We start from the raw sequence: 26,843 nt of genomic DNA on the forward strand, positions 1-26,843 counted from the left end.
CGCCTGAGGCGTGGCCCCAGGCGGCGGGCGGTGGGGGTGCTCAGCGGCGCTGAACCGACACCGCCGTGGTCGCCGTGCCCTGCCCGACGACGTCGTTGCCGAGGTAGCGCACGTGGATCACGCGCAGACCCGCGACGCGGAGCACGCCGAGCGGCACCACGACGCGACCGTCCTGCAGCCGACCGGACCAGACCTTGGTGCCGATGCGCACCAGCACGCGGCCGGTGGTGGGCAGGCCGTCGGGGTTGCCGACGCGCACGGCCAGGCTGACCCTCGTGCGACCGGCGACGACCTTGCCGCCCGGGATGACCCGCGTGATCACCGTGGCGAGGCCACGCTGCACCGGGGCGGTGGGCCGCGACGTCGCGGTCGCCGAGGCGCTGCCCTCCGCCGAGGCCGTGACCCGCACCGACAGGCGGTGGGTCAGCATCGCCCGCGTGACTCGCAGCGTCGCGCCGGTGGCTCCGGCGATGACGCGTCCGTCGACCAGCCACTGGTAGCGGTAGGCCGTGGCCTCGGGCTCCCAGGTGCCGGGGCGGGCCACCAGCGTCGCCCCGACGCGGGCGGTGCCGGCCACGGTCGGCAGCGCGGTGTTGACCAGCGGGCTCGGCTCGGCCTTCTCGGTGACGGCGATCGGCACGGTGACGCGGGTGCCGGTGGTCGTGCCGACGAGCGTGAGCTCGGTGGCACCGCCCGAGATCGAGGCCGGCAGGACGACGTCCACCGAGGCGGTGCCGCTCTGGTCGGACGGCGTGGTGCCCACGGTGTTGTCGACCGCGACCGTGCCCAGCACCTGCTCACCCAGGCGCACCTCGAGCGAGGTGTCCTTGGCATCGCCCGGAGCGGTCATCGCCAGCGAGCCGACGGTGAAGCGCACGGGGGCACCCGGGTCGTAGGACGACGGGGCGTCGGCCGGGAACTCCACGCGCACCGCGCGCTGGGCGGCGTCCACCGCGAGCGGGGTCGTGGCGTACTGCGCCATGTAGTCGACCATCGCCTGCAGGTCGACCTTGCCGGTGTCGACCGGCGTGGCGCCCTTGGCGAACTCGAAGAAGTTATCGCCGCCGGTGGAGAGGAACTGGTTGACCGTGACCGAGTAGGTCGCGGCCGGGTCGATCGGCTTGCCGTCGAGCCACATGCCGGTGACGGTGCCCTGGGTGGTGGCCGCCCCCGCCACGGTGACGGGCTCCTCGGTGTAGGTGTAGGTGAAGCCCTTCGAGACACCGAGGCGCAGGAACGGGCGCGAGGGCACGGTGCCCGTGCTCGTGCGCTGCCACTGCTGCTCGAGCACCGTCTTGATCTGCGCGCCGGTCAGCTTGAGGTTGACCAGGGTGTTGGCGAAGGGCTGCACGACGGCGGCCTGCTTGTAGGTGAGCGTGCGATCGCCGCCCTCGGCCGGCAGCGTGCCGGCGAGGTCGGCGCGAAGTCCACCGGGGTTCATGAACGCGATCTGCGCCGAGCCCGACTCCGGGTTGCGGGTGGCCCAGCGCTGCACCTCGGCCACCAGGTTGCCCAGCGTCGACTCGCCACCGCGGTTCTCGGTGGTGCCGTCGGCCAGCTTGGCCCGGTTGAACGGGCCGGCGAGCTTGCCGAGCAGGCGGCGGCCGAGCTCCTCGGCCGCCGCCTTGGCGTCGTCCACGATCTTCTGCACGGCCGGGTCGGGCGTCCAGCTGCCGTCGGTGAGGCTGAGGATCGCCTGGTCGGCGGCCTTCACCTGGCCGGTGGCGACGTCGACCTTGAAGGTGAGCTTGTTGAGGTTGGTGCCGTACTGGCCGGCCGAGACGACCGGTCGCGTCGTGACGGCGCGGCCGTCGTCAGCCCACTTCTTCACCGGGATCGCGCAGTTGTAGGCCTTGTGGGTGTGACCGGAGATGATCGCGTCCACGTCGGGCGAGACGTTCTGCACGATGTTGCCCCACGTCGTGCCGGGGTCGGTGAACTGCGCCGAGGTGCAGCTGGTGTCGGCAGCACCCTCGTGCACGAGCAGGACGACGACGTCGGCGCCGCCGGCGCGCAGCGAGGCAGCGGCCTGGTTGGTGGCCTTGACCACCTCGGTGACCGTGACGCCCTGGATGCCCCCGGGGCTCACCAGGGTGGGGAGGTCCTCGGTGACAGCACCCACGAAGCCCACGGTGACGCCACCGATGTCCTTGGTCCAGGTCTCGGCGAGGTCGTCACGACCGGCCGGCTCCTCGACGTTGGCGCCGATGTACGTCCACTTCGCACGGTCCTGCACCCGGCCCACGAAGTCCTCGTAGCCCTGGTCGAACTCGTGGTTGCCCGCGGCGGAGACCTCGAGGCCCGCGGCGTTGAGCGCGTCGATGGTGGGCGCGTCGTTGGCCACGAAGGACTCGAAGGTCGAGGCGCCGATCAGGTCTCCGGCGGCCGCGAACACGGTGTTGGGGTTCTGTGCGCGCAGCTTCTCGACCGCGCCGGCCAGCACCGCCGCACCGCCGGCGTTCGCGCCGTCGGCGAGCAGGCGACCGTGGAAGTCGTTCGTGCCGAGAACCTGGATGTCGGCGGTGCTCGGAGCAGCGACCGGGTTGATGCCGACGACCTCGGGGTTGTGGTCGGAGGCGCCGAACGGGTCCGGCGCGTAGAGGTCGGTGCCGGTGTAGTTGTAGCGCGAGTACTGGTTGTACAGCGTCTCGTTGGCGTTGATCTCCCAGACGTCCGCGCCGGTCACCAGCTTCGCCGCGGCCGGGTTGGCGAGCACGTGGTCGAGCGAGCCGGACTGGCCGTCGAAGCTGTAGGAGTACTTGCCCTCGGCCCCGAGCTGGCGGTAGCCCGCCGCCTCGAGGGCCTGGATCGGGTCCTCCTTGGAGTAGGCGTTGAAGTCACCGGCGAGGAAGACGGCGTCGACCTTGCGCTGGGCCGACACGTCGGCGGCGAAGGCGGCGAGCGCGTTGGCCTGCTTGACGCGGTCGGGGTTGGCGTTGCCCTGGCCGGTGCCGTCGTCGGTGCCGGATCCCTTGGACTTGAAGTGGTTGACGATCACCGCGAAGCGGCTGGCGTCGGCGCCGCCCTTCGGCTTGAAGATCGCCGCGAAGGGCTCACGGGCGTTGTCGAAGGCCGGGTCGCCGAACAGCATCCGGGCGGCGCCGTCGACCTCGACGGAGGCGGTGCGGTAGATGAAGCCGGTGCGGATGACGTCCTGGTAGCCGATGTTCTCCGGCGCCGAGGCCTCGGCGGGCGAGCGCACGTAGTCCCAGGTGCCGGCGCCGGCCTTGACGTTCAGCGCCGCCACGAGCGCGGCGAGCGCCTCGTCACGGGGCGTGCCCGCACCGTCGACGACGAGGCTGTTCTCGATCTCCTCGACCGAGACGACATCGGCGTCGATGGTGCTGATGGCGGCGACGATCTTGGCCTGCTGGCGCTCGAAGTTCGCCTGGTCCCAGGCGCCGCGCGGACCGTTGCCGGGGCAGCTGTTCACGGCGATCGGGGTGCCGGTGCGGTCCTTGTAGGAGGTGCAGCCGGCGACGTCCTTGCCCAGGGTCGTGAAGTAGTTGAGCACGTTGAAGGTGGCGAGCTTCAGTGCACCGCCGACGGCGGCCGGGGCGGCCGGGCGGTTCTGCTCGAAGGTGACCAGACCGGTCGGCTTGCCGACCACCTGGCGCTGGGGCTGCAGCTTCCAGCCGAAGCGGTAGTCGAGCACCACCGGGGCGTCGAAGGTGACCTTCGCCCCCACCCGCACGTGGTGGTCGCGCGTGACGTACGGCAGCGGGGAGTCCTTGCCGGCCGCGGTGTTGGAGGTGTTCCAGTAGGTGGTGCTGGAGCCGTCGTCCAGGATGATGCGGTGCGCGTCGTTGTAGGCCTTGCGTGCGGCGATGGCGGCGGTGTCCTGGGCGTCGATCACGTCGGTGGGCGTGATGAGCGGCTGGTCGCCGACGGCGAGGCCGATCTCGCCGAAGTGGTTGCCGGAGGGGGCGCTCGGCGGGTTGGAGGCCGAGCCGTCGTAGACGTCGGTGACGGTGAGGGCGGCGGTGGGGGCGAAGGCCTCGCCCTCGACCTCCTCGCGGGCGGCGTCGATCTGCGCGGCCGTTGCGCAGCCGGTGCCGGGCAGTGCGCAGTCCGTGCCGGGCACCACCGTGTTGGGCACCACGGCGCCGAGCGAGGCGATCTCGGTGACGCTGCCGGCGGCGACGTCGAGCTCAGTGAGGCCACCGAACTCCTTCACCGTGCCCGCGACACGCACGGAGTCTCCGACGGCGAGGCCCTCGAGCTTGCTGCCGGCGGTTCCGGTGAACACGAACAGGCCGTCGGAGCGACCCGGGGTGGTGTCGGCACCGGCGGTCTGGATGTAGAAGCCGTTGAAGCCGCCGGTGGGGTACACGGCGGTGACGACACCCTCGGTCGTGGCGCTCTTGTCGACCAGCGGGCTGGTGGTGCCGCTGCCCTGGATGTCGGCGATCGCGACGGGCGTGCCCGGCTCCACGGGCGGGTCGACCGGCGGGTCGACCGGGGCACCGGTGCCGGAGGCCGTCGGCGTCGGGTCGGCGAGGACGAAGTCGGCGGCGTTGTCGTCGCTGTCGCCGGCGCCGGCGGTTCCGGTGCGGTTGAGCGACTTCGCGGCCGTCGCCGCGCTGGCGGAGGGGCGCTTCTCGAAGCTCGCGGCGCCCGGAGCACCGAAGAAGTCGACGATGCCGTCGACACCGGCCATGTCGCCGGTCGCGGTGACGACGGTCGTGCCGCGCTGCAGCGCGACCTGTCCACCGGCGGCGGCCATCGTGTAGGACGCCGTGGCGTCGGGCGTCGGCAGGGCCTTGCCGGTGGTGCCCGCGGCACTCATCTGCACGAGGTAGTGGCCTCCGGCGGGCACCGAGCCGCGCAGCGCGAGCGGCGCACCTCCCGAGCCACCAGCGGCCGAGCGGTAGTGCAGGGCGAGGCCGTCGAGGGACACGGCGCTCGAGGTGGGGTTGGCCAGCTCGACGAAGTCGGCGTTGTACACCGCGCCGCTGTTGCCACCGGCGCCGTACACCTCCGAGATGACGAGGCCCGAGCCGTCGGGCGCGGCCTGCGCCGCGGGAGCGGCGAGGGCCGTGAGGCCGGAGAGGGAGAGGGCGGTGCCGAGGGCACCGCAGAGCAGTCTGTTCGCAGGACGCATCAGGGATCTTCCGAGTGGATCGACGAGGTCATGGGCCGCCGCACGCCCGAGAACGAGGCCCGCGAACGAACATCGAGACCCTACGAGGCCACCCGGAGAGCCGGGCAAGACCTCTTGGCAAAATCCCTATAACGATGTGACAACGACCGCCGCGCGGCGGCTCAGATCATGCCGGGGCACCGCGACGCAGCGTGTCGCGCTGGCGCCACACGTCGCGGAAGAACTCGTAGCCCGAGTACAGGGTGAGCACGAACGCGACCAGCAGCAGCACGATCGCGAGCCCGTAGGTGATCTCGCCGGGCACGTCGAGCCAGCCGTCGACCTCGAGCAGCGGGAGCGTGAGGAACCCGAGCGCCAGGCCCTGGATGGCGGTCTTCCACTTGCCGGACGCGGCCGCCGCGATCACCACGGTCTTGAGCACCGAGAGCCGGAGCAGGGTGACCGACCACTCGCGAAGGAGCACGATGATGCTGATCGCCCACATCCACCAGGTGTCCATGATGATCGACAGGCCGATGAAGGCCATGCCGGTGATCGCCTTGTCGGCGATGGGGTCGGCGATCTTGCCGAAGTCGGTGACGAGGTTGCGACTGCGGGCCAGGTCGCCGTCGAGCTTGTCGGTGGCCATGGCGACGAAGAAGATGAACCAGGCCAGGGTGCGCCACCCCACCGAGTCGCCGCCGTCGTGCAGCAGCGCCCAACCATAGACCGGCACCAGCAGGATGCGCAGGGTGGTGAGGGCGTTGGGCAGGTTCCAGTTGCTCGGACGCGCGGCGGGCGTCTCGGTGCTGGTCGGATCGGCGCTCATCGGGCTCCCTCCCCCAGGGGCTCGGCGATCAGGTCCACGCCGTCGGTGTCGATGACGGCGGCCGTGACGATGTCGCCGATGCGCGGCATCGCGGTGAGTCCGACCAGGCGGGTCGAGCCGTCGACCTCGGGGCCCTGCTCGGCGGCGCGGCCCTCGACGGCCCGCACCTCGCCGGCATCCGCCGGTCCGAGCTGGTCCGGGTCGAGGTCCTCCACCAGCACCTCGACCGTGCTGCCGATGCGCTCGGCGGCGCGGGCCGCACCGAGCTCGTCGACGAGGTCGGTGAGGTGCTGCACGCGGGCGCGGATCTCGTCGTCCGGCAGCTTGTGGTCGTAGGACGCCGCCTCGGTGCCGTCCTCGTCGGAGTAGCCGAAGACGCCGGTGACGTCGAGGCGCGCGGCCACCAGGAAGTCGCACAGGGTCTCGAACTCGGCCTCGGTCTCCCCAGGGAAGCCGACGATGACGTTCGATCGGACGCCGGCGTGGGGCGCGAGCGTGCGAACCTGGTCGAGCAGGCCGAGGAAGCTCTCGGGGTCGCCGAAGCGGCGCATGCGGCGCAGCACGGTGGCCGAGGCGTGCTGGAAGGAGAGGTCGAAGTAGGGCGCCACACCGGGGGTCGTGGCGATGGCGCGCACCAGGCCGGGACGGGTCTCGGCGGGCTGGAGGTACGAGACGCGCACCCGCTCGATGCCGTCGACGGCCGCGAGCTCGGGCAGGAGGGTCTCGAGGAGGCCGAGGTCGCCGAGGTCCTTGCCGTAGGAGGTGGAGTTCTCCGAGACGAGGAAGAGCTCCTTGACGCCCTGGTCGGCCAGCCAGTGCGCCTCGGCGAGGACGTCGGAAGGCCGGCGACTCACGAACGAGCCGCGGAAGGAGGGGATGGCGCAGAAGGTGCAGCGCCGGTCGCAGCCGCTGGCCAGCTTGAGCGGGGCCATCGGGCCGCCGTCCAGCCGGCGGCGGATGGCGGAGCGCCCGGGGATCGACACCTCGACCTCGTCGACGCCGCGCTCGTCGGTGCGCACGGCGCTGGCCGCGCTCTGGCGCTCGGCGGGGCTGATCGGCAGCAGCAGACGACGATCGCGCGGGGTGTGCGGGTGGGGGCGCTCACCGGCGAGGATCGAGCGCAGCCGCCCGGAGATGTCCTGGTAGTCGTCGAAGCCGAGCACGGCGTCGGCCTCCGGCAGCGAGTCGGCGAGCTCGGAGCCGTAGCGCTCCGCGAGGCATCCCACCGCCACGACGGCCTGCGGCCGCCCGGTCTCCTTAAGGTCCGCCGCAGCGAGCAGCGTGTCGATGGAGTCCTTCTTCGCCGCGTCGACGAACCCGCAGGTGTTCACCACCACGGTGTCGGCCTGCTCGGGGTCGTCGACCAGCTCGAACCCGTCGGCGGCCAGGCGGCCGGCGAGCTCCTCCGAGTCCACGTCGTTGCGGGCGCAGCCGAGGGTGAGCAGGGCCACTGAGACGGGCGCGGGCACGGTCTGGGCGTCGGAGGAGGTGCTGGTCATGACCGCACGAGCCTACTCGCGCCCGCCCCCGCAGCGGGATTCAGCGAGGCACCAGGGTGCGCGCGACCTCGGTGCCGGTGCCGCCCAGCGCCGCGGGGTCGTCCTTGCCGAAGGCGAAGGTGACCGATCCGTCGGAGGTCTGCACCCGCACGGGTGGGACCAGCCGCAGCTGGGTGGTCTGGCCGAAGGCCAGCGCACCGTCGAAGACCACCTTGCCCACGCCGTCGCGCACCACGAGCGTGGCACCGCCGCCGGCGGCCGTGAGGCGCAGGCGCACGGGCTCGGCACCCGGCTGCGCGGCGCTCACTCCCCCGCTCTGGTTGAGCACGTAGGGCTTCTCGGCCACCGGCGTGGCGTCGCCCATCACCAGGCGCGCGACCGACCACACGAGCACGGCGGCCATCACGAAGGCGATGAGCACCGACCAGTTCCGACCGCCGCGGGTGCCGCGGATCGAGCCGGAGGTGCCGGTGGCGAGCTCGGACTCGAACACCCGGCGCGGGTCGACCGGCTCGTGGGCGTAGTGCTCGTCGTAGGAGGCCACCAGCGGCGCGGCGTCGATCCCGAGCACCCGGGCGAGGGTGCGCAGGTGGCCGCGGGCGTAGAAGTCGCCCCCGCAGGGCGCGAAGTCGTCGACCTCGATCGCCTCGATCACGTGCGGTCGGATGCGGGTGCGCTCGGAGAGCTGGTCGATCGTCAGGCGCAGACGCGCACGGGCCGCCGCCAGGTCGGGGCCGATCACCGGCTCGGCTGCCGGCTGCAGCGCCAGGTCGTGGAGCACCACGGTGCCCTCGGTTCCGTCGGAGATCGGGTTCGGGTTCGAGTCGAGGGCCGGCGTCGCCTCGGGGGCGAGGACGACGCGCGGGCTCGCCGTGGCCTCCACGCGGGCTGCGGTGGCAAGACGGCGGGTGGGCTCGGGGCCGTCGTCCTCGAGCTCGGGCTCGGGCTCGGCCCGCTCGACCTGCGCGATCTCGCCGGTCTCGGCCTCCTCGTCGGTCCACGGGTCGGCCCACTCGTCGTCGGCGGCCGTGGTCGCCGCGCCGCCGCTGAGGCCCGCGGCGACCTGGGCGGCGATGCCGCGGCGCTCCACGGTGGGCGGGCCGGACGGCTCGTCGTCACGGTAGAGGTCCGAGAGCGTCGGCACCGTGCCGGTGGCGACGGGCTCCTCCTCGATCTCGGGGACGACCTCGACCACGTCGGCGCGACCGCGCGCCAGTCCGGCGAGCACGTCGCTCAGCGTCGCGGGCGTCGCACCGACCACCCGGGTGGCCAGGGTGAGCGGCACGATGAGCTGCTGGTCGTCGAAGCCGTCGACGAGCAGGTGACCGTCGCGCAGCAGACCGCGGCGCGGGAGGTGCTCGAGGCAGTCGATCTCGGGCCACGCGATACCGCGCCACCGCGCCCCGCTGCGCAGGCGCACTCCGTGGTCGTCGGCCACCAGCAGGGGTGCCCGGCTGTCGACCAGCGACGCCAGGTGCACCCCGGTGATCACGAGCAGGAGCGCGAGGAGCAGCCAGTCGAGTCCCGAGCCACCGGTGAAGGCCCGGGCGGCGAAGGCGATCGCCAGCAGGGCCGCCATGGCGCCCACCCCGGCCGAGAGGCCCGCGTTGCGGCGCACCTCCACGGCGTCAGCGCCGGCGTCGAGCGACTCGTCGGGCTCGCTGTGGTCGGTCATCTGGCTCACGCCTCCCCCTGGATGGTCATGATCACGGCGTCGATCTCGTCGGGCTTCACGAGCACGTCGCGGGCCTTGGACCCCTCGCTGGGTCCGACCACGCCGCGGCTCTCGAGGATGTCCATCAGCCGGCCCGCCTTGGCGAAACCGACTCGGAGCTTGCGCTGCAGCATCGAGGTCGAGCCGAACTGCGTCGACACGACGAGCTCGATGGCCTGCACCACGAGGTCCATGTCGTCGCCGATGTCGTCGTCCAGCACCTTGCTGGCGCCGGCGGGGGCGGTGACGTCCTCGCGGTAGCTGGGCTCGAGCTGGGTCTTGCAGTGCTTGACGACCTGGTGGATCTCGGCCTCGGTGACCCACGACCCCTGCACGCGGATGGGCTTGGAGGCGCCCATCGGCAGGAACAGGCCGTCACCCTGACCCACGAGCTTCTCGGCGCCGGGGGTGTCGAGGATGACGCGGCTGTCGGCCAGGCTGGAGGTGGCGAACGCCAGGCGCGAGGGCACGTTGGCCTTGATCAGGCCGGTGACGACGTCGACCGAGGGCCGCTGGGTGGCCAGCACCAGGTGGATGCCGGCGGCGCGGGCCAGCTGGGTGATCCGCACGATCGAGCTCTCGACGTCGCGCGGGGCGACCATCATGAGGTCGGCGAGCTCGTCGACGATGACCAGTAGGTACGGGTAGGGCGTCAGCGTGCGCTCGCTGCCCGGCGGCACCTCGACGCGGCCCTCGCGCACGGCCTTGTTGAAGTCGTTGATGTGGCGGAAGCCGAAGTTGGCGAGATCGTCGTAGCGCATGTCCATCTCGCGGCACACCCACTCGAGGGCCTCGGCGGCCTTCTTCGGGTTGGTGATGATCGGCGTGATGAGGTGCGGCACGCCCTCGTAGGCGTTGAGCTCGACCCGCTTGGGGTCGACCATGATCATGCGCACCTCATCGGGGGTGGAGCGCATCAGCACCGAGGTGATCATCGAGTTGATGAAGCTCGACTTGCCCGAGCCGGTGGCGCCGGCCACCAGCAGGTGCGGCATCTTCGCCAGGTTCGCGACCACGAAGCCGCCCTCGACGTCCTTGCCCAGGCCGGAGACGAGCGGGTGGTGGTCGCTGCGGGCGACGTTCGAGCGCAGCACGTCGCCGAGGGAGACGATCTCCTTGTCGGTGTTCGGGATCTCGACGCCGACGGCCGACTTGCCCGGGATGGGGCTGAGGATGCGCACGTCCTCCGAGCCCACGGCGTAGGAGATGTTGCGCTGGACGCCGAGGATCTTCTCGACCTTCACGCCGGTGCCGAGCTCGATCTCGTAGCGCGTGACGGTCGGTCCGCGGGTGTAGCCGGTAACCGCGGCGTCGACGTTGAACTCGTCGAGCACCTGCTGCAGGCGCGCCACCACGTCGTCGCTGGCCTTCGAGCGTGCCCGGTGCGGATCTCCGGGCTTGAGGACGCTGGCGTCGGGCAGCGTGTAGACGATGTCGCCGGAGAGCGCGAGCTGCTCGACGCGCTGCGGGAGGTCCGCGTGGGGCGGGGGCTCGACCTCGGTCTCGTCGTCGTCCGCGGGGGTGGAGGCGCGGGCGGCGTCCAGGCGTCGTCCGATGAGGGCGTCGCTGCCGGCGAGGGGGTCGATCTCCTCCTCGGGTGCCGCGTCGTCGGTGAGGGCGACGTCGATGGGCTCGAGCAGCTCCATCGACTCCTCGACCGCCTCCGGGGCGGCCTTGCGGCGTCGCTTCTTCTTCGGCTCGGGCTCGGTGAGCACCGGCGAGTCGTAGGCGGGGTCGCCCATGCGCTCGAAGGTGTCGTCGAAGCGGTAGGCCTGGGTGGCGTCGTCGTCCGCGCCGACCTGACGGCCCAGCAGGGTGTCGCCGAGCTCGCGCAGCCGGTCGGGGACGCGGTAGAGCGGCGTGGCGGTGATGACGAGCAGGCCGAAGAAGGCCAGGAGCAGCAGCACCGGCACGACCACGAGGTCGGTGCGCAGGAGGTCCTGCAGCAGCGCGGAGACGACGTAGCCGATCGCACCGCCGCCGTCGCGCAGCGGCGAGGTGTCGCCCTGCACCGGCTGCGGGCTGCCGTTGGCGATGTGGACGACGCCCAGCACGCCGAACCCGAGGGCCGACCAACCGACCACCTGGCGTCCGGCCGGGCCGTTGCCGACCGGGTCGCGCATGAGCCGCCAGCCGCCGAGCACGAGCAGTAGCGGCACGAACCAGCCGACCTTGCCGACCGAGCCGGTCACGACGGTGCGGGCGAGGTCCATCACACCGCCGGGGACGACGAACCACACGGCCGCCGCGACGATGAGTCCCGCGGCCCACAGCAGCAGCCCGGCGCCGTCACGGCGCTGCTCGGGCTCGATCTCTCGGGCGCCGTGGCCGATGCCGCGCGCGACCGCTCCGATGCCGTGGGCCAGGGCGAGCCACAGGGCCACGACGCCGCGACCGAGGGCGATGAACGCCCGCGCGACCGGTCCGGTGCCGCTGCGCACGGCGCGCGGAGCCGGCCGCCGCGAGGAAGCACTCTTCTTCGCGGCGGTCTTCTTCGCTGGTGTACTCCGGGAACGCGAGCTGGTCGTCTTCTTCGCGCCCGAGGAGCGTGAAGAGGAGGAGGTCCGGCTGCGCGACCCCGGCGGGGAAGACGTACGGGTCGCCATGGTTCACAAACTACCCAGAAGTCACAGCGGCCCCAGGAACAACACGCGCCGCTCCGCCCGACTTTCGCTCAGCCTCTTCTCAGACACCTACCGTTCCTCCTAGGGTTCCCTCCACGTGCCCGGAGCGGACGACTCTCGGACGCCGCCGACGGCACGGATGTCTCGGAGGAGAATTTCCATAGTGCGACTCACCCTGTCCACCCAGCTGCGGAGGGGCGTCGGCCTCTCCTTGATCGGTGCGGCGATCGTCGCGGTGCCGGTCACCTCTGCCACGACGGCGGCCCAGGCAGCGCCCAAGGACCCGTCGATCGTCGAGCAGCTGCGCGACGCCGCCGACGGCACGGTCACGGCGACGAACTCGCCCGCCACCGGCCGCCTCGCCTTCGTCAAGGCCAGCGGCGACCTGTTCCCGTCCACGAGCGCCGCGCGCAGCCTCATCGGCGCGCAGAGCAAGGTCGACGGCTACGTCGACAGGTTCGCGGGCGCGTTCGGCGCCACCGCCGACCAGCTCGCGGCCGGCCCGGCCGTCGCCAACCCCGCCGGCTACACCGTGGACGTCGACCAGACCTACCGCGGTCTGCCCGTCTTCGGCGCCAAGCTGCGCGCTCAGGTCGACCGCCAGGGCCGCCTGCGCGCGGTCTCGGGTTTCGTGGCCCCGAAGGTCGACGTCGCCACCACCCCGCGCCTCAGCAAGGACGACGCCATCGCCAAGGCGATCAGCCTGGCCACCAAGGCCCCGGCCGGCGCCGAGGGCGAGGCCCCCGCGAAGGCCACCGGCAAGGTCGAGGCCACCAAGGCCGAGCTGAGCATCTACCGCCGCGGCGCCATCCAGGGCGTCGAGGGCGACAACCTGCTCGCCTGGGTCGTCGAGGTCACCGACGGCAAGCAGCTGCGCGAGACCACCGTGCTCGACGCGGTCTCCGGCAAGCCGGTCAACCGCTTCTCGATGATCGCCCACGCGCTCGACCGCGAGCTGCACGAGGAGTCGATCGGCGACACCCCCGTGTGGAAGGAGGGCGACGCGTTCCCGGGCGGCCTCGACACCGACCAGGCCAGCGAGGTCGCCGGCACCGGCGAGGCCTACTGGCTGTTCAAGAACACCTTCGGTCGTGATTCCTACGACGGCAAGGGCTCGAAGATGATCACGGTCAACAACGACCCGAGCATCGCCTGCCCCAACGCCAACTGGAACGGCACCTCCACCAACTACTGCTCCGGCGTCTCCTCCGACGACACCGTCGCGCACGAGTGGGGCCACGCCTACACCGAGTACACCTCCGGCCTGCTCTACCAGTGGCAGCCGGGCGCGATGAACGAGGCGTACTCCGACATCTGGGGCGAGACGGTCGACATGCTCAACGACCGCCTCAACTCCCCCGACGAGGAGACCAAGCGCACCGACGGCAACTGCTCGAAGGGCACCCGCGGCGACATCGCCGTCGTCGTCGGCGCCCCGGTCGGCTCCTGCACCGCGGCGGCCGCCTCCTTCGGCCCGATCATCACCCACGTCGAGAACACCCTCGTCGTCGGCAAGGACGCGGTCGAGGAGAAGGGCTCCGACACCGACGGCTGCTCGCCGTTCTCCAACGCGGCCGCGCTGGTCGGCAAGTTCGTCTACGTCGACCGCGGCGGCTGCACCTTCTCCGTGAAGATCGACAACGCCGAGTCCGCCGGTGCCGCCGGCATCATCTTCGGCAACAACACCGCCGGGGTCTCCACGGTCAGCGCGAACTCCACGCTGTACGGCGCGATGGTCAGCCAGGCCGACGGCACCCGCATCAAGGACGCCGCCACCGAGCTGCCCATCACCTTGGACGACGCCGCCACCGACCCGCGCGACGACAGCTACCGCTGGCTCTCGGGCGAGGACGACCCGGCCTTCGGCGGCGCGATCCGCGACATGTGGAACCCGACCTGCTACGGCGACCCGGGCAAGGTGTCGGACGAGGAGTACTTCTGCAGCACCGACGACAGCGGCGGCGTCCACTCCAACTCGGGCGTGGTGAACCACGCCTACGCGCTGCTGGTCGACGGCGGCACCTACAACGGCGTCACCGTGCCTGGGATCGGTCTCGACAAGGCGGCCAACATCTTCTGGCGCACGCAGACCTCCTACCTGACCCCCACCTCGGGCTTCGCCGAGCTGGCCGACGGTCTGCAGTCCTCGTGCACCGACCTGATCGGCAACACCTCGCTCAAGCAGGTCACGCTGGGCTCCAGCGCCACCGGCGGCAGCGCCGTGGACGCACCGACCATGCCGGCCATCACCGACGCCGACTGCTCGGCGGTGGCGAAGGTCGCCCAGGCCACCGAGCTGCGCGTCGAGCCGGTGCAGTGCAACTTCCGCCTGCTGCTGCGCCAGGGCACGATCGGCTGCGGTGAGGGAACCACCACCAAGAAGGTCTTCTCTGAGGGCTTCGAGGGCGGCAAGATCCCGGCCGGCTGGGTCACCGACGTGGAGGCCGACAACGCCCACTTCGACCCGAAGGTCACCTCCGAGCTGCCGATCAACAGCAAGGGCGGGGCGGCCCACCAGGGCGGCGCCTCGGTGCTCTACTTCGCCGACAAGGGCGAGAAGCCCAGCTTCGGCGTCTGCGACGGCGGTCCGAACGACTACTCCTCGCGGGTCGGCGTCGCCACGCCGGCGCTGACGGTGCCTGCCGGCAGCCTCCCCCGCCTGTCGTTCGACCACTACGTGGCCACCGAGGTCAGCTTCGACGGCGGCAACGTGAAGGTCAGCGTCAACGGCGGCGCCTTCACCGCGCTGCCCGACACCGCGTGGCTGTTCAACGCTCCCGCCGGCCAGCTCGACACGGTCGCCGAGGGCAACACCAACCCGATGGCGGGCGAGACCGCCTTCACCGGCACCGACGGCGGCGTGCCCACCGGCTCGTGGGGCACCTCGGTCATCGATCTCGGCGAGGTCGCGAAGGCCGGCGACACGGTGAAGTTCCGCTTCGACTTCGGCATGGACGGCTGTGGCGGCGTCGACGGCTGGTACATCGACAACATCACGATGAGCGTGTGCCAGAAGGCGGTCACGACGCCGCCCGCCCCGGCGGCCAGCCCGGCCGTGGTCAACCCGAACGCGGGTGCCCGCGACGGTGTGGTGAAGGTGCGCATCCGCGTCGCCAGCGGCGCCACCCCGAGCGGCCGCGTGCTGCTGCGCATCGGCAGCAAGCTCTACACCGGTCGCGTGTCGAAGGGCATCCTCGCGGTGCCGGCCAACCCGCAGCTGGCGAAGCTGTACCGCCAGGGCGTGCGGCGCGTGCCGGCCGTCGTCCGCTACGACGGCGACGCCAAGGTGCGGGCCTTCCGGGCCGGCATCCGGATCACCTTGAAGGGTCGCCAGTAGTCACTGCTGAGGTCTGGATGACGACAGCGCCCCGTCCCCTCTCGCGAGGGGGCGGGGCGCTGTCGTCGTCGGGCGTGAGGGGCTCAGGCCTCGACGACCACCGGGATGATCATGGGACGGCGCTTGTGCGCGTTGCTCACCCAGCGGCCGATCGTGCGGCGGATGACCTGCTGCAGCTGGTAGGTGTCGGTGCTGCCCTCGCTGAGGGCGCGGTTGACGGCGTCCAGGATGGGTTGGCGGATGGGCTCGAAGTCCTCGTCGCTCCAGGCGTGGCCGCGGGCCTGGATCTCGGGGCCGGCCGAGACCTTGCCGCTCACGGAGTCGACCACGATGATCACCGAGACGAAGCCCTCCTCGCCGAGGATGCGACGGTCCTTGAGGTCGGCCTCGGTGATGTCGCCGACCGACTGGCCGTCGACGAACACGTAGCCGCAGTCGACCTTGCCCACCACGTGCGCGTAGCCGTCGACGAGGTCGACGACGAAGCCGTCCTCGGCGTAGACGACGCTCTCGACCCCGGTGGCCTTGGCGAGCTCGGCGTTGGCGAGCAGGTGGCGCACCTCGCCGTGCACGGGCATCACGTTGCGCGGCTTGACGATGTTGTAGCAGTAGAGCAGCTCGCCGGCGCTGGCGTGACCGCTCACGTGCACGAGCGCGTTGCCCTTGTGGACGACGCGCGCCCCGAGCTTGGAGAGCCCGTTGATCACGCGGTAGACGGCGTTCTCGTTGCCGGGGATCAGGCTCGAGGCGAGGACGACGGTGTCGCCCTCCTCGAGGTGCACGAAGTTGTGGCTGCGCTGGGCGATGCGCGAGAGCGCGCTCATCGGCTCGCCCTGCGAGCCGGTGGAGATGAGCACCTGCTTGTGCGGGGCCAGCTGCGCGAGCTCCGTGGCGTCGACCAGCACGCCGTCGGGCACCTCGAGGTAGCCGAGCTCGCGCGCGATCTGCATGTTGCGCACCATCGAGCGCCCGACGTAGGCGACCTTGCGCCCGTGGGCCACCGCGGTGTCGAGCACCTGCTGCACGCGGTGCACGTGCGAGGCGAAGCAGGCCACGATGATGCGCTGGTCGGACTCGCGGAAGGTCTGGTCGAGCACCGGGGTGATCTTGCGCTCGGCCGTGGTGAAGCCGGGCACGTCGGAGTTGGTGGAGTCGGTGAGGAAGAGGTCGACCCCCTCCTCCCCCAGGCGGGCGAAGTGGCGCAGGTCGGTGATGCGGCCGTCGAGCGGCAGCTGGTCCATCTTGAAGTCGCCGGTGTGCAGCACCAGGCCCGCCGGCGTGCGGATGGCGACGGCGAGCGCGTCCGGGATGGAGTGGTTGACCGCCACGAACTCCAGCTCGAAGGGGCCGAAGGTGATCTTCTCGCCCTCCTTGACCGTGTAGAACGGCGTCTGGCGCAGGCGGTGCTCGCGGAGCTTGGAGTTGACGAGCGCGAGGGTGAGCTCGGAGCCGACGAGCGGGATGTCCTCGCGCTCGCGCAGCAGGAACGGCGTGGCGCCGATGTGGTCCTCGTGGCCGTGGGTCAGCACCAGCGCCTCGATCTTGTCGAGGCGATCGCGGATCGAGGAGAAGTCGGGGAGGATCAGGTCGACGCCCGGTTGGTGGTCCTCCGGGAAGAGCACGCCGCAGTCGACGATGAGCAGGCGCCCGTCGTACTCGAAGACGGTCATGTTGCGCCCGATGTCGCCGAGGCCGCCGAGCGGGGTGACCCGCAGACCACCGGGGGTCAGGGCGGGGGGCTCGCTGAGCTCGGGGTGGAAGTGCGTCATCAGAGGAGTCCCGCCGCGTCGAGACCCGCGCGCAGGGCCGCGACTTCGTCGTCGTCCAGCTGGAGCAGCGGCGAGCGCACGGCGCGACTGTCGAGGACGCCGAGCAGCTGCAGCGCCGCCTTGGCGGTGGTGGCGCCGTAGTTGGGCACCCCCATGACCGCGTCGAACGCGGGGACGAGCGAGGTGTGCAGGCGCAGGGCCTCGGCGTGGTCGCCGGATCGGAAGGCCTCGATCATCGCCCGCAACCGGTCGCCGGCCGCGTGCGCCACGACCGAGACGAGCCCCACCGCGCCGTAGGCGAGGTAGCCGAGGGTGTTGACGTCGTCGCCGGAGTAGACGGAGTAGCCGAGGTCGACCAAACGCGCGGCACCGGAGAGGTCGCCGGTGGCGTCCTTGACCGAGATGACCGTCTCCCACTGCCGGGCGGCGGCGTAGGTGTCGTGGGCGATGCGGGTGGCGGTGCGCCCGGGCACGTCGTAGAGCATCACGGGCACGTCGGTGGCGGTGACGACCTGGCGGAAGTGCTCGAGGACGCCGGCCTGGCTGGGCTTGTTGTAGTAGGGGGTGACGAGCAGCAGGCCGTCGGCGCCGACCTTCTCGGCCTGGCGGGCGAGCTCGACGGAGTGGCGGGTGTCGTTGGTGCCCACGCCGGCGACGATCTTCGCGCGATCGCCCACCGCGTCCTTGACCGCGGCGAGGGTCTCGGCGTCCTCGGCACCGGTGGTGGTGGCCGACTCGCCGGTGGTGCCCGAGACGACCAGGCCGTCGTTGCCGTGGTCGACGAGGTGGCGCGCCACCTTCTGCACCCCGTCCAGGTCGACCGAGCCGTCCGGGTGGAACGGCGTGACCATGGCGGTCAGCAGGGTGCCGAAGGGTGCGGAAGTCATGACCGTCAGCCTATCGTCCGTCGCCGCCGTCAGACGTGCGGTGCCACCTCGGCGGCGATCAGGCGCAGGTGGTCGAGGTCGGCGAGGTCGAGCACCTGCAGGTAGAGGCGCTGGGAGCCGAGCGCGGCGTAGCGACCGACCTTGTCGACGACCTCGGCGGGCGTGCCGGCCAGGCCGTTGGCGCGCAGCTCGTCGACCTCGCGCCCGATGGCGGCCGCGCGGCGCGCGAGCTCGGCCTCGTCGGCGCCGACGCACACCACGAGCGCGTTCGACCAGGTGAGGGTGGCGGGGTCGCGGTCGATGCGCTCGGCGGCAGCGCGCACGCGCGCGAACTGCGCAGCGGTGGTGTCCTCGTCGACGAACGGCAGGTTGAACTCGTCGGCGTAGGCGGCGGCGAGCTCGGGCGTGCGCTTCTTGCCGAGGCCGCCGATGAGCAGCGGGACGCCGCCGCGGTGGCCGCCCGTCTGGGTCGGCTTCGGCAGGGCGGGGCTGTCGGCGAGTCGGTAGTGCTGGCCGGCGAAGGCGTAGCGGTCGCCGACGGGCGTCGTCCACAGGCCGGTGATGACCTCGAGCTGCTCCTCGAAGCGGTCGAAGCGGGCACCGGCCGTCTCGGGGAAGGGGATGCCGTAGGCGGTGTGCTCCTGGACGAACCAGCCCGCACCGATGCCCAGCTCGACGCGCCCGCCGCTCATCGCGTCGACCTGCGCCACCTGCACCGCGAGGACGCCGGGGTGGCGGAAGGTCGCGCTGGTCATCATCGTGCCGAGGCGGATCGTCGAGGTGTCGCGGGCGAGGCCGGCGAGCGTCGTCCACGCGTCGGGGGGGCCGGGCAGGCCGTCGCCGCTCATGTGGAGGTAGTGGTCGCTGCGGAAGAAGGCGTCGAAGCCGAGGCGCTCGGACTCCAGGGCGACGGCGAGGAGGTCGTCGTAGGTGGCGCCCTGCTGGGGCTCGGTGAACACGCGCAGATCCATGGCGCCAGCCTGTCAGAGGGGGCGACGCGAAGGGGACTACGCGGTGGTGCCGCAGGCGAAGACGCGCTCCCACCACACCACCGTGAACCCCTCGCGGGGCGTGCGGCGCACCTCGCGCCAGCGCTGGCGCGAGAACTCGGGGTAGTGGGTGTCGCCCTCGGGGCTCTGCGGCACCTCGGAGAGCACCTGCTCGTCGGCGTAGGGCATCGCGGCGTCGTAGATCGCCGCTCCCCCGCCGATCATCACCTGCGCCTCGGTGGTGGGCAGACCGGCGGCGATGAGCTCGTCGGCCTTCGCGAGCGCGTCGGTGATCGAGTGGACGACGTGCACCCCCGGCGCACTCCACGAGGTGTCGCGCGTCATGACGATCGTCTCGCGACCGGGCAGCGGCTTGCCGATGCCCTCGTGGGTGGTGCGTCCGAGCACGAGGACGTGGCCGATCGTGGTGGCCTTGAAGTGGGCGAAGTCCTCCGGCAGGTGCCAGGGGATGTTGGCGTCGGCGCCGATCACGCCGTTCTCGGCGACGGCGGCGACCATCGTGACGCGGTGGCCCGCGGGGGTGCTCATCGACGTCTCCTCAGACCGCGATCGGCGCCTTGATGGCGGGGTGGGGGTCGTAGCCCTCGATGGTGATGTGCTCGAGGTCGAAGGCGTCGAGCTCGGTGACGCTCGCATCCAGGTGCAGCGTGGGCAGCGGCCGGTGGTCGCGGGTCAGCTGCAGGCGCGCCTGCTCGAGGTGGTTGAGGTAGAGGTGGGCATCGCCCAGGGTGTGCACGAAGTCGCCCACCCGCAGGCCGACCACCTGGGCGACCATGTGGGTGAGCAGGGCGTAGGAGGCGATGTTGAACGGCACGCCGAGGAAGACGTCGCCGGAGCGCTGGTAGAGCTGGCAGCTGAGCCGCGCGGGGCCGCCGTCGTCGGCGGGGGCGACGTAGAACTGGAACATGGTGTGGCAGGGCGCGAGCGCCATGTCGCCGATGTCGGCGACGTTCCACGCCGAGACGATGTGGCGGCGGCTGTCGGGGTCGCGGCGGATCTGCTCGACGACCTGGCGCAGCTGGTCGATGTGGCGCCCGTCGGGCGCGGGCCACGAGCGCCACTGGTAGCCGTAGATCGGCCCGAGGTCGCCCACCTCGTCGGCCCACTCGTCCCAGATGCTGATGCCGCGCTCCTGCAGCCAGCGCACGTTGGTGTCACCGCGCAGGAACCACAGCAGCTCACCGAACACCGAGCGGGTGTGCACCTTCTTGGTGGTCACGAGCGGGAAGCCCGCGGCGAGGTCGAAGCGCATCTGGTGGCCGAAGACGCTCAGCGTGCCGGTGCCGGTGCGGTCGCCCTTCTCGACGTCGTGGTCGTGGATGCGGTGGAGGAGGTCGTTGTAGGCCTGCACGTGCTCAGGGTAGTCGGCCGGTTCAGAGCGTGACGGTGCCGACCACCGTCGAGAGCGTGTCGCCGCCGACCCAGATCACGCCGTCGTCGTCGGTGTCGATGTGCACGCGCCCGCGGCGCCCCAGCACGGTGCCCTGTGCCGCCACGTAGGACGACGGCAGCACCCGCCCGGCCAGCCACTGGGCCAGCGAGGCATTGAGCGAGCCGGTGACGGGGTCCTCGCCGATGCCCGCCGCGTGCGGCACGAAGGCGCGCACCTCCACGTCGCACTCGGCGTCGTCGGCGTGCGGGCCGATCACCCCGACGTCCACGGGAAGGTCGCGGATCGACGGCGTGAGGGCGAGCACCTGCTCGGCGCTCGCGAGGCGGACGCCGACCCAGCCCGGTCCGTTGTCGGCCCACGCCATCTCGAGCACGTCGGCGGCGTCGATGCCCAGCCCGGCCACGACCTGCGCGGCGGTCCCGGGCTCGACCGCGCCCTCGCGGATCAGCGGCGGCGCGGCGAAGGCGAGCCGGCCGTCCGTCGCGCGCAGGCGCACCAGGCCGACCCCGCACTCCTGCACCACGGTGCCGTCGGCGCCCGCCCGGCCACCGGCCTCGAGCCAGGCGTGCGCCGAGCCGAGGGTGGGGTGGCCGGCGAAGGGCAGCTCACGCGCCGGGGTGAAGATGCGCAGCCGGTAGTGGGCGTCCGGGTGCTCCGGGGCGAGCAGGAAGGTCGTCTCGCTGAGGTTGGTCCAGCGGGCGAAGGCCTGCATCTGCTCGTCGCTGAGCCCCTCGGCATCGTGGACGACGGCCACCGGGTTGCCCAGCGTCGCGACGGCCGTGAAGACGTCGACCTGCCGGAACCCACGCGTGCTCACGCGCTGAGCGACATCGGCCCGTAGACCTGGCGGTCGACCTCGAAGAGCGTCACCTGGGCCACCCCGAGGTCGAGCAGCGGCGACCAGGTCTCGCCGATCCACGACTCGGCGTCGCTCTGGTTGGCGAAGGTGCGGTCGCCGTAGGCCTCGGCGCCCTCGCCGGTGAGGGTCACCTCGGCGCCGGAGGCGTCCTCGAGGCGCCAGCGCCAGGGCTGCTCGGGCTCGGCGGCCGGGCGGAAGGTGGAGGGCTGCTCGGGCAGGTTCATGCGGACTCCCTGACGGACGGCTGGACGAACGGGGGCTTGGTGACGGTGAAGACCTCGCTGCGGCCGCGGATGTCGACGCTCACCTCGGCGCCGTCGGCGACCGAGGTGGAGACGAGCGCGAGCGCGATGCCCTTCTTCAACGTCGGCGAGAAGGTGCCGGAGGTGACCTCGCCGAGCAGGACGTCGGGGGTCAGGCGCACGCTCATGTGCGGGCGCGGGATGCCGCGCCCGGCCGCGAGCAGGCCGACGAGCTTGCGCTTCGCACCGGCCTCCTTCTCGGCCACCACGGCGTCGCGCCCCCAGAAGGCGGGCTTCGACCAGCCGACCGCCCAGCCGAGGCGCGCCTCGTTGGGGGTGACGTCGGCGGAGATGTCCTGCCCGTGCAGGGAGTAGCCCATCTCGGTGCGCAGGGTGTCGCGTGCGCCGAGGCCGGCCGGGGTGATGCCGTGGGGCTCGCCCGCAGCGAGCAGGGCGTCCCACAGGGCCAGGGCCACCGAGGAGGGCGCGATGAGCTCGTAGCCGCGCTCGCCGGTGTAGCCGGTGCGGCACACGACGACCTGCTCGCCCTCGAAGGGCGCCTCGACGAAGGTGAGGTAGTCGTGGTCGATGCCGAATCCGGCGGCGGTGAGCACCTCGTCGCTCAGCGTGCCCTGCACCGCGAGGACGACGTGGTCGGCGTGCTCATCGGTGACCTGGACGCCCGGCTGCTGCACGGCGGCAGCCTCGGCGAGGCGTCGGGCGACCTCGGCGTTGTTGGCCGCGTTCGGCACCAGCAGCACGTGCTCGGGGCTGTGGAGGTAGACGAAGACGTCGTCCACGATGCCGCCGGTGGCCTCGTCGAGGACGAGGCTGTACTGCGCGCCGCCCGGAGCGATGCGGCCGAGGTCGTTGCTCAGCGTGGCGTTCACCAGGTCGGCGGCCCCGGGCCCGCGCACGACGGTCTTGCCGAGGTGGCTGACGTCGAAGATGCCGACGCCCTCGCGCACGGCCGTGTGCTCCTTGACCACGCCGGTGGCGTACTCGAGCGGCATCGACCAGCCGCCGAACTCGGAGAACTTGGCGCCGAGCGCGACGTGGCGCTCGTGCAGGGGCGAGGTGAGCGTGGGGGCCATGGCGGCCAATGTATCGGTCGCTATCCTGCGCCGGTGACGACCTTCACCCTGCGCTCGGCCAGCCCCGCCAAGACCCGGGCGGAGGCGGTCGTCGTGGGAGTGCTCTCCGAGGGTCGCCTCGCACCCGGCGCCGAGGACGTCGTGAAGGCCTACGGCCGCAAGCTCGGACCGCTGCTCAGCACGGTCGGCGCCACGGGGGCGGCCGGCGAGGTCGTCAAGGTGCCCACCGCCGGCACCATCACCTCGCCCCTCCTCGTGCTCGTGGGCCTCGGGGCCGAGGCGAGCCCGGCCTCGGTGCGCAAGGCCGCCGGCGCGGCGGCACGCGCGGTCACGAACGCCGCGTCCGTGGCGATCGCCCTGCCGGCCGACTCCGGCGAGCTGGTGCGCGCGGTCGTGGAGGGGTGGCGCCTCGGCGGCTACACATTCACCACCTACAAGTCGCGCCCGGGCACGCCGACCGACCCCGCGGAGGTCGTCGTCCTCACGCCGGCGGCTCGCCGCGCGGAGGTGTCGGGTGCGGTCGAGCCCGCCAACGCGGTGGTCGACGCCGTGATCGGCGCGCGCGACTGGGTCAACACCCCTCCGGGCGACCTCACCCCGCCGGTGTTCGCCGACGCGATCGCGGCGGCCGTGAAGGCCACCAACAAGCAGGTGTCGGGCGGGGCGAAGATCAAGGTCGAGGTCTTCGACGAGCAGCAGCTCGCCGAGCTCGGCTGCGGCGGCCTGCTCGCCGTGGGCTCCGGGTCCGCTGCTCCCCCGCGCCTGGTCGAGCTCACCTACAAGCCGAAGAACCCGGTGGCGCACGTGGCGCTCGTGGGCAAGGGCATCACCTTCGACTCCGGCGGCCTGTGGATCAAGCCGTCGTCGAGCATGGCCACGATGAAGGAGGACATGGCCGGCGCCGCCAGCGTCGTCCAGGCCACCCTCGCGATCGCCCGCCTCGGCCTGCCCGTGCAGGTGTCGACCTTCGCGGCGCTCGCCGAGAACATGGTGGGCGAGGCCTCGATGCGCTCCGGCGACGTGATGCGCGCCTACGACGGGCAGACGGTCGAGATCATCAACACCGACGCCGAGGGCCGACTGGTGCTGGCCGACGCGCTCGGTCGCGCCGTCGAGCGCGAACCCGACCTCATCGTCGACGTCGCCACCCTCACCGGCGCCATGGTCATGGCCCTCGGCGAGCGCATGGCGGGTGTCATGGGCGGCGACGAGGCGGTGGCCGAGGTGCTGGCCGCCGCTGCCGCCGCGGGCGAGGACGCCTGGCCCATGCCGATCCCCGAGGCGATGGAGGAGCGGATCCGCTCGTCCAAGATCGCCGACATCGCCCAGTACGACGGCGTGCGCTGGGGCGGCGGTCTCTTCGCCGCGGCGTTCTTGCGGGCCTTCACCGGCGGCCGCTCATGGGCCCACATGGACATCGCCGGCCCGACGTTCATCAAGGGCGGCGCGCAGGGCCACCTCGTGCCGGGCGCCACCGGCTACAGCGTGGCCACCCTCGTGGAGGTCGTCAGAGGCCGGGCGGCCGCTGCTTCTTCTGCTCCTGCCTGACGCGGGAGTTGTAGTCGCGCATTCGCTGCGGGATGCCGACGACCGCGGCGTCGTAGCTCGGGATCTGCAGGCGGTTGCAGAAGCCGTGCGCCCACTGCACCGACGGGACGCGGCGACGTGTCCACGCGCCGTCGTGGGCGACGAGCAGCAGAGTGACCTCGCTGACCGCCGTGCGCGGCTCGACGAAACCCTCGACGCCGTGGCGCCCCTCGAGCCAGGCGTGCAGGTGCTGCTCGTCGGCCTTGTCGGAGGCGCGCACGCGCGTCGAGCCGGTGCGCGCGCCGTCCTTCGCGGGGTTACTCATGCGTACCTTGCCGCCACCACGGAACCGGTCCCACCAGGCCATGGACTTATCTTGCCCTAACCACGGGTGGGCCGTTGCCATGCGGCGTGGGCGGGGTGCAAGGATGAACCCCATGGCGACCGAAGTCACTCTCCCCGCCCTCGGTGAGTCCGTCACCGAGGGCACTGTCACCCGTTGGCTGAAGCAGGTCGGCGACCAGATCGCGATCGACGAGCCCCTGCTCGAGGTCAGCACCGACAAGGTCGACACCGAGATCCCCTCCCCCGTGGCCGGCACCCTCATCGAGATCCGTGCCAACGAGGACGACACCGTCGAGGTCGGCGCTGTGCTCGCCGTCGTCGGCGGGGCCGACGAGGCCCCCGCCGGTGGTGAGGCTCCCGCCGCGGCGGCCCCCGCTGAGGAGGCCCCCGCCGAGGCCCCGGCCGCCGAGGCTGCGCCCGAGCCCGAGCCCGAGCCGGCGCCCGCTCAGGAGGCGCCTGCTGCCGAGGCTCCCGCCGCCTCCGGCGGCGCTGCGAGCGGCACCGCCGTCACGCTGCCGGCCCTGGGCGAGTCGGTCACCGAGGGCACCGTGACCCGCTGGCTCAAGCAGGTCGGCGACGAGGTCGCCGTCGACGAGCCCCTGCTCGAGGTCAGCACCGACAAGGTCGACACCGAGATCCCCTCGCCGGTCGCCGGCACGCTGCTCGAGATCAAGGCCGCCGAGGACGAGACCGTCGAGGTCGGCGCCGAGCTCGCCATCGTCGGCTCCGGCACCCCGGCCGCCGCGCCCGCCGCCCCGGCTGCTCCGGCCGCCCCCGCCGAGCCCGAAGCCGCCCCGGAGCCCGAGCCCGCTCCTGAGCCCCAGCCGGAGCCGGAGCCCGCTCCTGCCCCCGCCGCCCCCGCACCTGCGCCGGCCGCTCCCGCCGCGCCGGCTGCGACGCCCACCCCCGCGGCGAGCACGTCGTCCGACGCCGACGGCCCGGGCTACGTGACGCCGCTCGTGCGCAAGCTCGCCGCGCAGCACGGCGTCGACCTCGCCACCGTCAACGGCTCCGGCGTGGGCGGTCGCATCCGCAAGCAGGACGTCCTCGACGCCGCCAAGGCCAAGGAGTCCGCCGCGAGCGCTCCCGCCGCCCCGGCTGCCGCGCCGGCCGCGTCGTCCTCCGCTGCTGCGCCGACCTCGGTGGCGCCGTCGCCGCTGCGTGGTCAGACCGTCAAGGTCACCCGCCTGCGCAAGATCATCGCCGAGCGCATGGTGGAGTCGCTGCACGTCTCCGCGCAGCTCACCCAGGTCGTCGAGATCGACGTCACCAACATCGCCCGCCTGCGCGAGGCGAAGAAGGCGGAGTTCCAGGCCCGCGAGGGCGTGAAGCTCACCTACCTGCCGTTCTTCACCAAGGCCGCGATCGACACCCTCAAGGCCCACCCGGCGCTCAACGCCACGCTGGACCTCGACAAGGGCGAGATCACCTACTACGACCGCGAGAACGTCGCCTTCGCCGTCGACACCGAGAAGGGTCTGCTGACCCCGGTCGTCAAGGACGCCGGCGATCTGTCGATCTCGGGTCTGGCCAAGAAGATCTCCGACGTCGCCGAGCGCACCCGCACCAACAAGATCGGCCCCGACGAGCTGTCGGGCGGCACCTTCACGATCACCAACCTCGGCAGCTTCGGCGCCCTGTGGGACACCCCGATCATCAACCAGCCGCAGGTCGCCATCCTCGGCCCCGGTGCGGTGGTCAAGCGTCCCGTCGTGATCGACGACGCCGACCTCGGCGAGACCATCGCCGTGCGCCACATGGTCTACTTCGCGCTCACCTACGACCACCGTGTCGTGGACGGCGCGGACGCCGGCCGCTTCCTGCGCGACCTGAAGAAGCGCCTCGAGGCGGGCCAGTTCGAGGTCTGACCCTCACCCGCTCACACGACGACCCCCGACCGGTTCCGGTCGGGGGTCGCGTGCTTCTTCGCGTCCGCTACTCGCCGCGCAGCTGGGGCCGCGCCTCCACCACCCGCAGCGGCTGGGCCGGCGCCACCAGGCGCAGCTCGCCCGGCACCGGGCGCCACGGGCCGTCATCGACGCGGAAGCGACCGGTGAACGAGGTCGCCAGCGTCAGACGGAAGCGACCGGGCGCCGGATAGCGGTGGGTGACGTCGAGGGCCGGATAGGGACGGCCGGGCTGTGCCGTGGTCAGGCGGGCGCCGTCACCGAAGGACCACTCGTAGCGCACCGCTCGCGCCTCGATCGTCACCCGGCGCGTGAGCAGCTGGGTCGTGAGGGTCTGCACCCGCTCGCCGCGCGCGAAGACGTTGGTGGCGAGGTTGACGAGCGTCGCGCCGCCGGGCGGCTGCACGGCCAAGCCGGGCACCTGCCAGTCGAGCGTGCGCATCACTCGCGCCACGAGCGCGTCCGACACCGCGGGCGGCGCGGGTGCGACGGGTTGGCCAGGACGACTGGGTGCCGGGACGCAGGCACGGCCCGGACGCTTCACGCCCTCGCTGGCGATGACGACATACGAGCCCGATTGACCACTTGCATCCGTGCATGGAACGCCCCGTACACAGGCACCGCCGACACGCAGCGCACACACCGGCTTACCAGCGAACGCGCGCTTCTTTCGGGGAGAGCGATTCGCGGCACTCTTGGCGCCGCCCTGAGCCGGTCGCGAGGT

Annotated in this window: 18 protein-coding genes; 3 read left to right on the forward strand and 15 right to left on the reverse strand. The window is 72.1% G+C overall.

Translation table 11 applies throughout. The features are described from left to right. Window positions 1-40: 40 nt before the first annotated feature. The 5 genes from ACERUN_RS02780 to ACERUN_RS02800 form a co-directional block, all read right to left on the reverse strand. Complete coding sequence (locus ACERUN_RS02780) at window positions 41-5,104, reverse strand: ExeM/NucH family extracellular endonuclease (protein ID WP_370288156.1); 5,064 nt, start codon at window positions 5,102-5,104, stop codon at window positions 41-43. A gap of 166 nt (window positions 5,105-5,270) precedes the next feature. Beyond that, window positions 5,271-5,912: a CDP-diacylglycerol--glycerol-3-phosphate 3-phosphatidyltransferase gene (pgsA, locus tag ACERUN_RS02785; RefSeq protein WP_370288159.1), complete on the reverse strand. Its 642-nt coding sequence runs from the start codon at window positions 5,910-5,912 to the stop codon at window positions 5,271-5,273. After that, on the reverse strand, window positions 5,909-7,411 hold the full coding sequence (rimO, locus tag ACERUN_RS02790) for a 30S ribosomal protein S12 methylthiotransferase RimO (protein WP_370288160.1): 1,503 nt from the start codon (window positions 7,409-7,411) through the stop codon (window positions 5,909-5,911). The genes pgsA and rimO overlap by 4 nt, the downstream gene beginning before the upstream one ends. Before the next feature lie 40 nt (window positions 7,412-7,451). Continuing rightward, window positions 7,452-9,086 (reverse strand): helix-turn-helix domain-containing protein, encoded by a 1,635-nt coding sequence (locus ACERUN_RS02795; protein WP_370288293.1) that lies wholly within the window; start codon window positions 9,084-9,086, stop codon window positions 7,452-7,454. A 5-nt stretch (window positions 9,087-9,091) separates the two neighbouring features. Continuing rightward, window positions 9,092-11,731, reverse strand: coding sequence for a DNA translocase FtsK (locus ACERUN_RS02800; RefSeq protein WP_370288162.1), 2,640 nt, complete (start codon window positions 11,729-11,731; stop codon window positions 9,092-9,094). Between the two features lie 181 nt (window positions 11,732-11,912). Between ACERUN_RS02800 and ACERUN_RS02805 the strand changes: the two genes are divergently transcribed. Next, the gene (locus ACERUN_RS02805; RefSeq protein WP_370288163.1) at window positions 11,913-15,086 is read left to right on the forward strand and encodes a M4 family metallopeptidase; all 3,174 of its coding nucleotides are present in this window, start codon (window positions 11,913-11,915) and stop codon (window positions 15,084-15,086) included. A gap of 83 nt (window positions 15,087-15,169) precedes the next feature. On the opposite strand, the gene ACERUN_RS02810 is transcribed toward ACERUN_RS02805, so the two are convergent. Genes ACERUN_RS02810 through gcvT form a run of 8 tightly spaced genes read right to left on the reverse strand, consistent with a single transcriptional unit; the run spans window position 15,170 to window position 22,340 of the window. Next, the gene (locus ACERUN_RS02810) at window positions 15,170-16,855 is read right to left on the reverse strand and encodes a ribonuclease J (protein ID WP_370288164.1); all 1,686 of its coding nucleotides are present in this window, start codon (window positions 16,853-16,855) and stop codon (window positions 15,170-15,172) included. Continuing rightward, complete coding sequence (dapA, locus tag ACERUN_RS02815; protein WP_370288165.1) at window positions 16,855-17,742, reverse strand: 4-hydroxy-tetrahydrodipicolinate synthase; 888 nt, start codon at window positions 17,740-17,742, stop codon at window positions 16,855-16,857. Before dapA ends, ACERUN_RS02810 begins: the two co-directional genes overlap by 1 nt. Window positions 17,743-17,771: 29 nt before the next feature. Beyond that, window positions 17,772-18,713 (reverse strand): LLM class F420-dependent oxidoreductase, encoded by a 942-nt coding sequence (locus ACERUN_RS02820; RefSeq protein ID WP_370288166.1) that lies wholly within the window; start codon window positions 18,711-18,713, stop codon window positions 17,772-17,774. Window positions 18,714-18,749: 36 nt separating this feature from the next. Beyond that, entirely contained in the window at window positions 18,750-19,280 is a 531-nt protein-coding gene (locus tag ACERUN_RS02825; RefSeq protein ID WP_370288168.1) for a dihydrofolate reductase, read from the reverse strand. Between the two features lie 10 nt (window positions 19,281-19,290). Next, entirely contained in the window at window positions 19,291-20,103 is an 813-nt protein-coding gene (locus ACERUN_RS02830; RefSeq protein ID WP_370288169.1) for a thymidylate synthase, read from the reverse strand. A gap of 22 nt (window positions 20,104-20,125) precedes the next feature. Further along, entirely contained in the window at window positions 20,126-20,962 is an 837-nt protein-coding gene (locus ACERUN_RS02835) for a PhzF family phenazine biosynthesis protein (protein WP_370288170.1), read from the reverse strand. After that, complete coding sequence (locus ACERUN_RS02840) at window positions 20,959-21,228, reverse strand: hypothetical protein (RefSeq protein ID WP_370288172.1); 270 nt, start codon at window positions 21,226-21,228, stop codon at window positions 20,959-20,961. Before ACERUN_RS02840 ends, ACERUN_RS02835 begins: the two co-directional genes overlap by 4 nt. Next, window positions 21,225-22,340 carry a glycine cleavage system aminomethyltransferase GcvT gene (gene gcvT, locus ACERUN_RS02845; RefSeq protein WP_370288173.1) on the reverse strand — a complete coding sequence of 372 codons (1,116 nt, stop codon included), beginning with the start codon at window positions 22,338-22,340 and terminating at the stop codon, window positions 21,225-21,227. Before gcvT ends, ACERUN_RS02840 begins: the two co-directional genes overlap by 4 nt. A 33-nt stretch (window positions 22,341-22,373) precedes the next feature. On the opposite strand from gcvT, the gene ACERUN_RS02850 reads away from it, so the two are divergent. Further along, a complete protein-coding gene (locus ACERUN_RS02850; protein ID WP_370288174.1) occupies window positions 22,374-23,888 on the forward strand; it encodes a leucyl aminopeptidase in 1,515 nt (504 codons plus the stop codon). Here the strand turns inward: ACERUN_RS02850 and ACERUN_RS02855 are convergent. Next, complete coding sequence (locus ACERUN_RS02855; protein ID WP_370288175.1) at window positions 23,848-24,234, reverse strand: hypothetical protein; 387 nt, start codon at window positions 24,232-24,234, stop codon at window positions 23,848-23,850. The genes ACERUN_RS02850 and ACERUN_RS02855 overlap by 41 nt on opposite strands. Before the next feature lie 70 nt (window positions 24,235-24,304). Here ACERUN_RS02855 and sucB point away from each other — a divergent pair, with 70 nt between their 5' ends. Further along, window positions 24,305-26,080, forward strand: coding sequence for a 2-oxoglutarate dehydrogenase, E2 component, dihydrolipoamide succinyltransferase (sucB, locus tag ACERUN_RS02860; RefSeq protein ID WP_370288177.1), 1,776 nt, complete (start codon window positions 24,305-24,307; stop codon window positions 26,078-26,080). A 67-nt stretch (window positions 26,081-26,147) separates the two neighbouring features. Here the strand turns inward: sucB and ACERUN_RS02865 are convergent, their stop codons facing one another. Continuing rightward, entirely contained in the window at window positions 26,148-26,561 is a 414-nt protein-coding gene (locus ACERUN_RS02865; RefSeq protein WP_370288179.1) for a PKD domain-containing protein, read from the reverse strand. Between the last annotated feature and the right edge of the window lie 282 nt (window positions 26,562-26,843).

The sequence above is a fragment of the Nocardioides sp. genome (assembly GCF_964229035.1).
In the GTDB taxonomy this organism is placed as follows: domain Bacteria; phylum Actinomycetota; class Actinomycetes; order Propionibacteriales; family Nocardioidaceae; genus Nocardioides.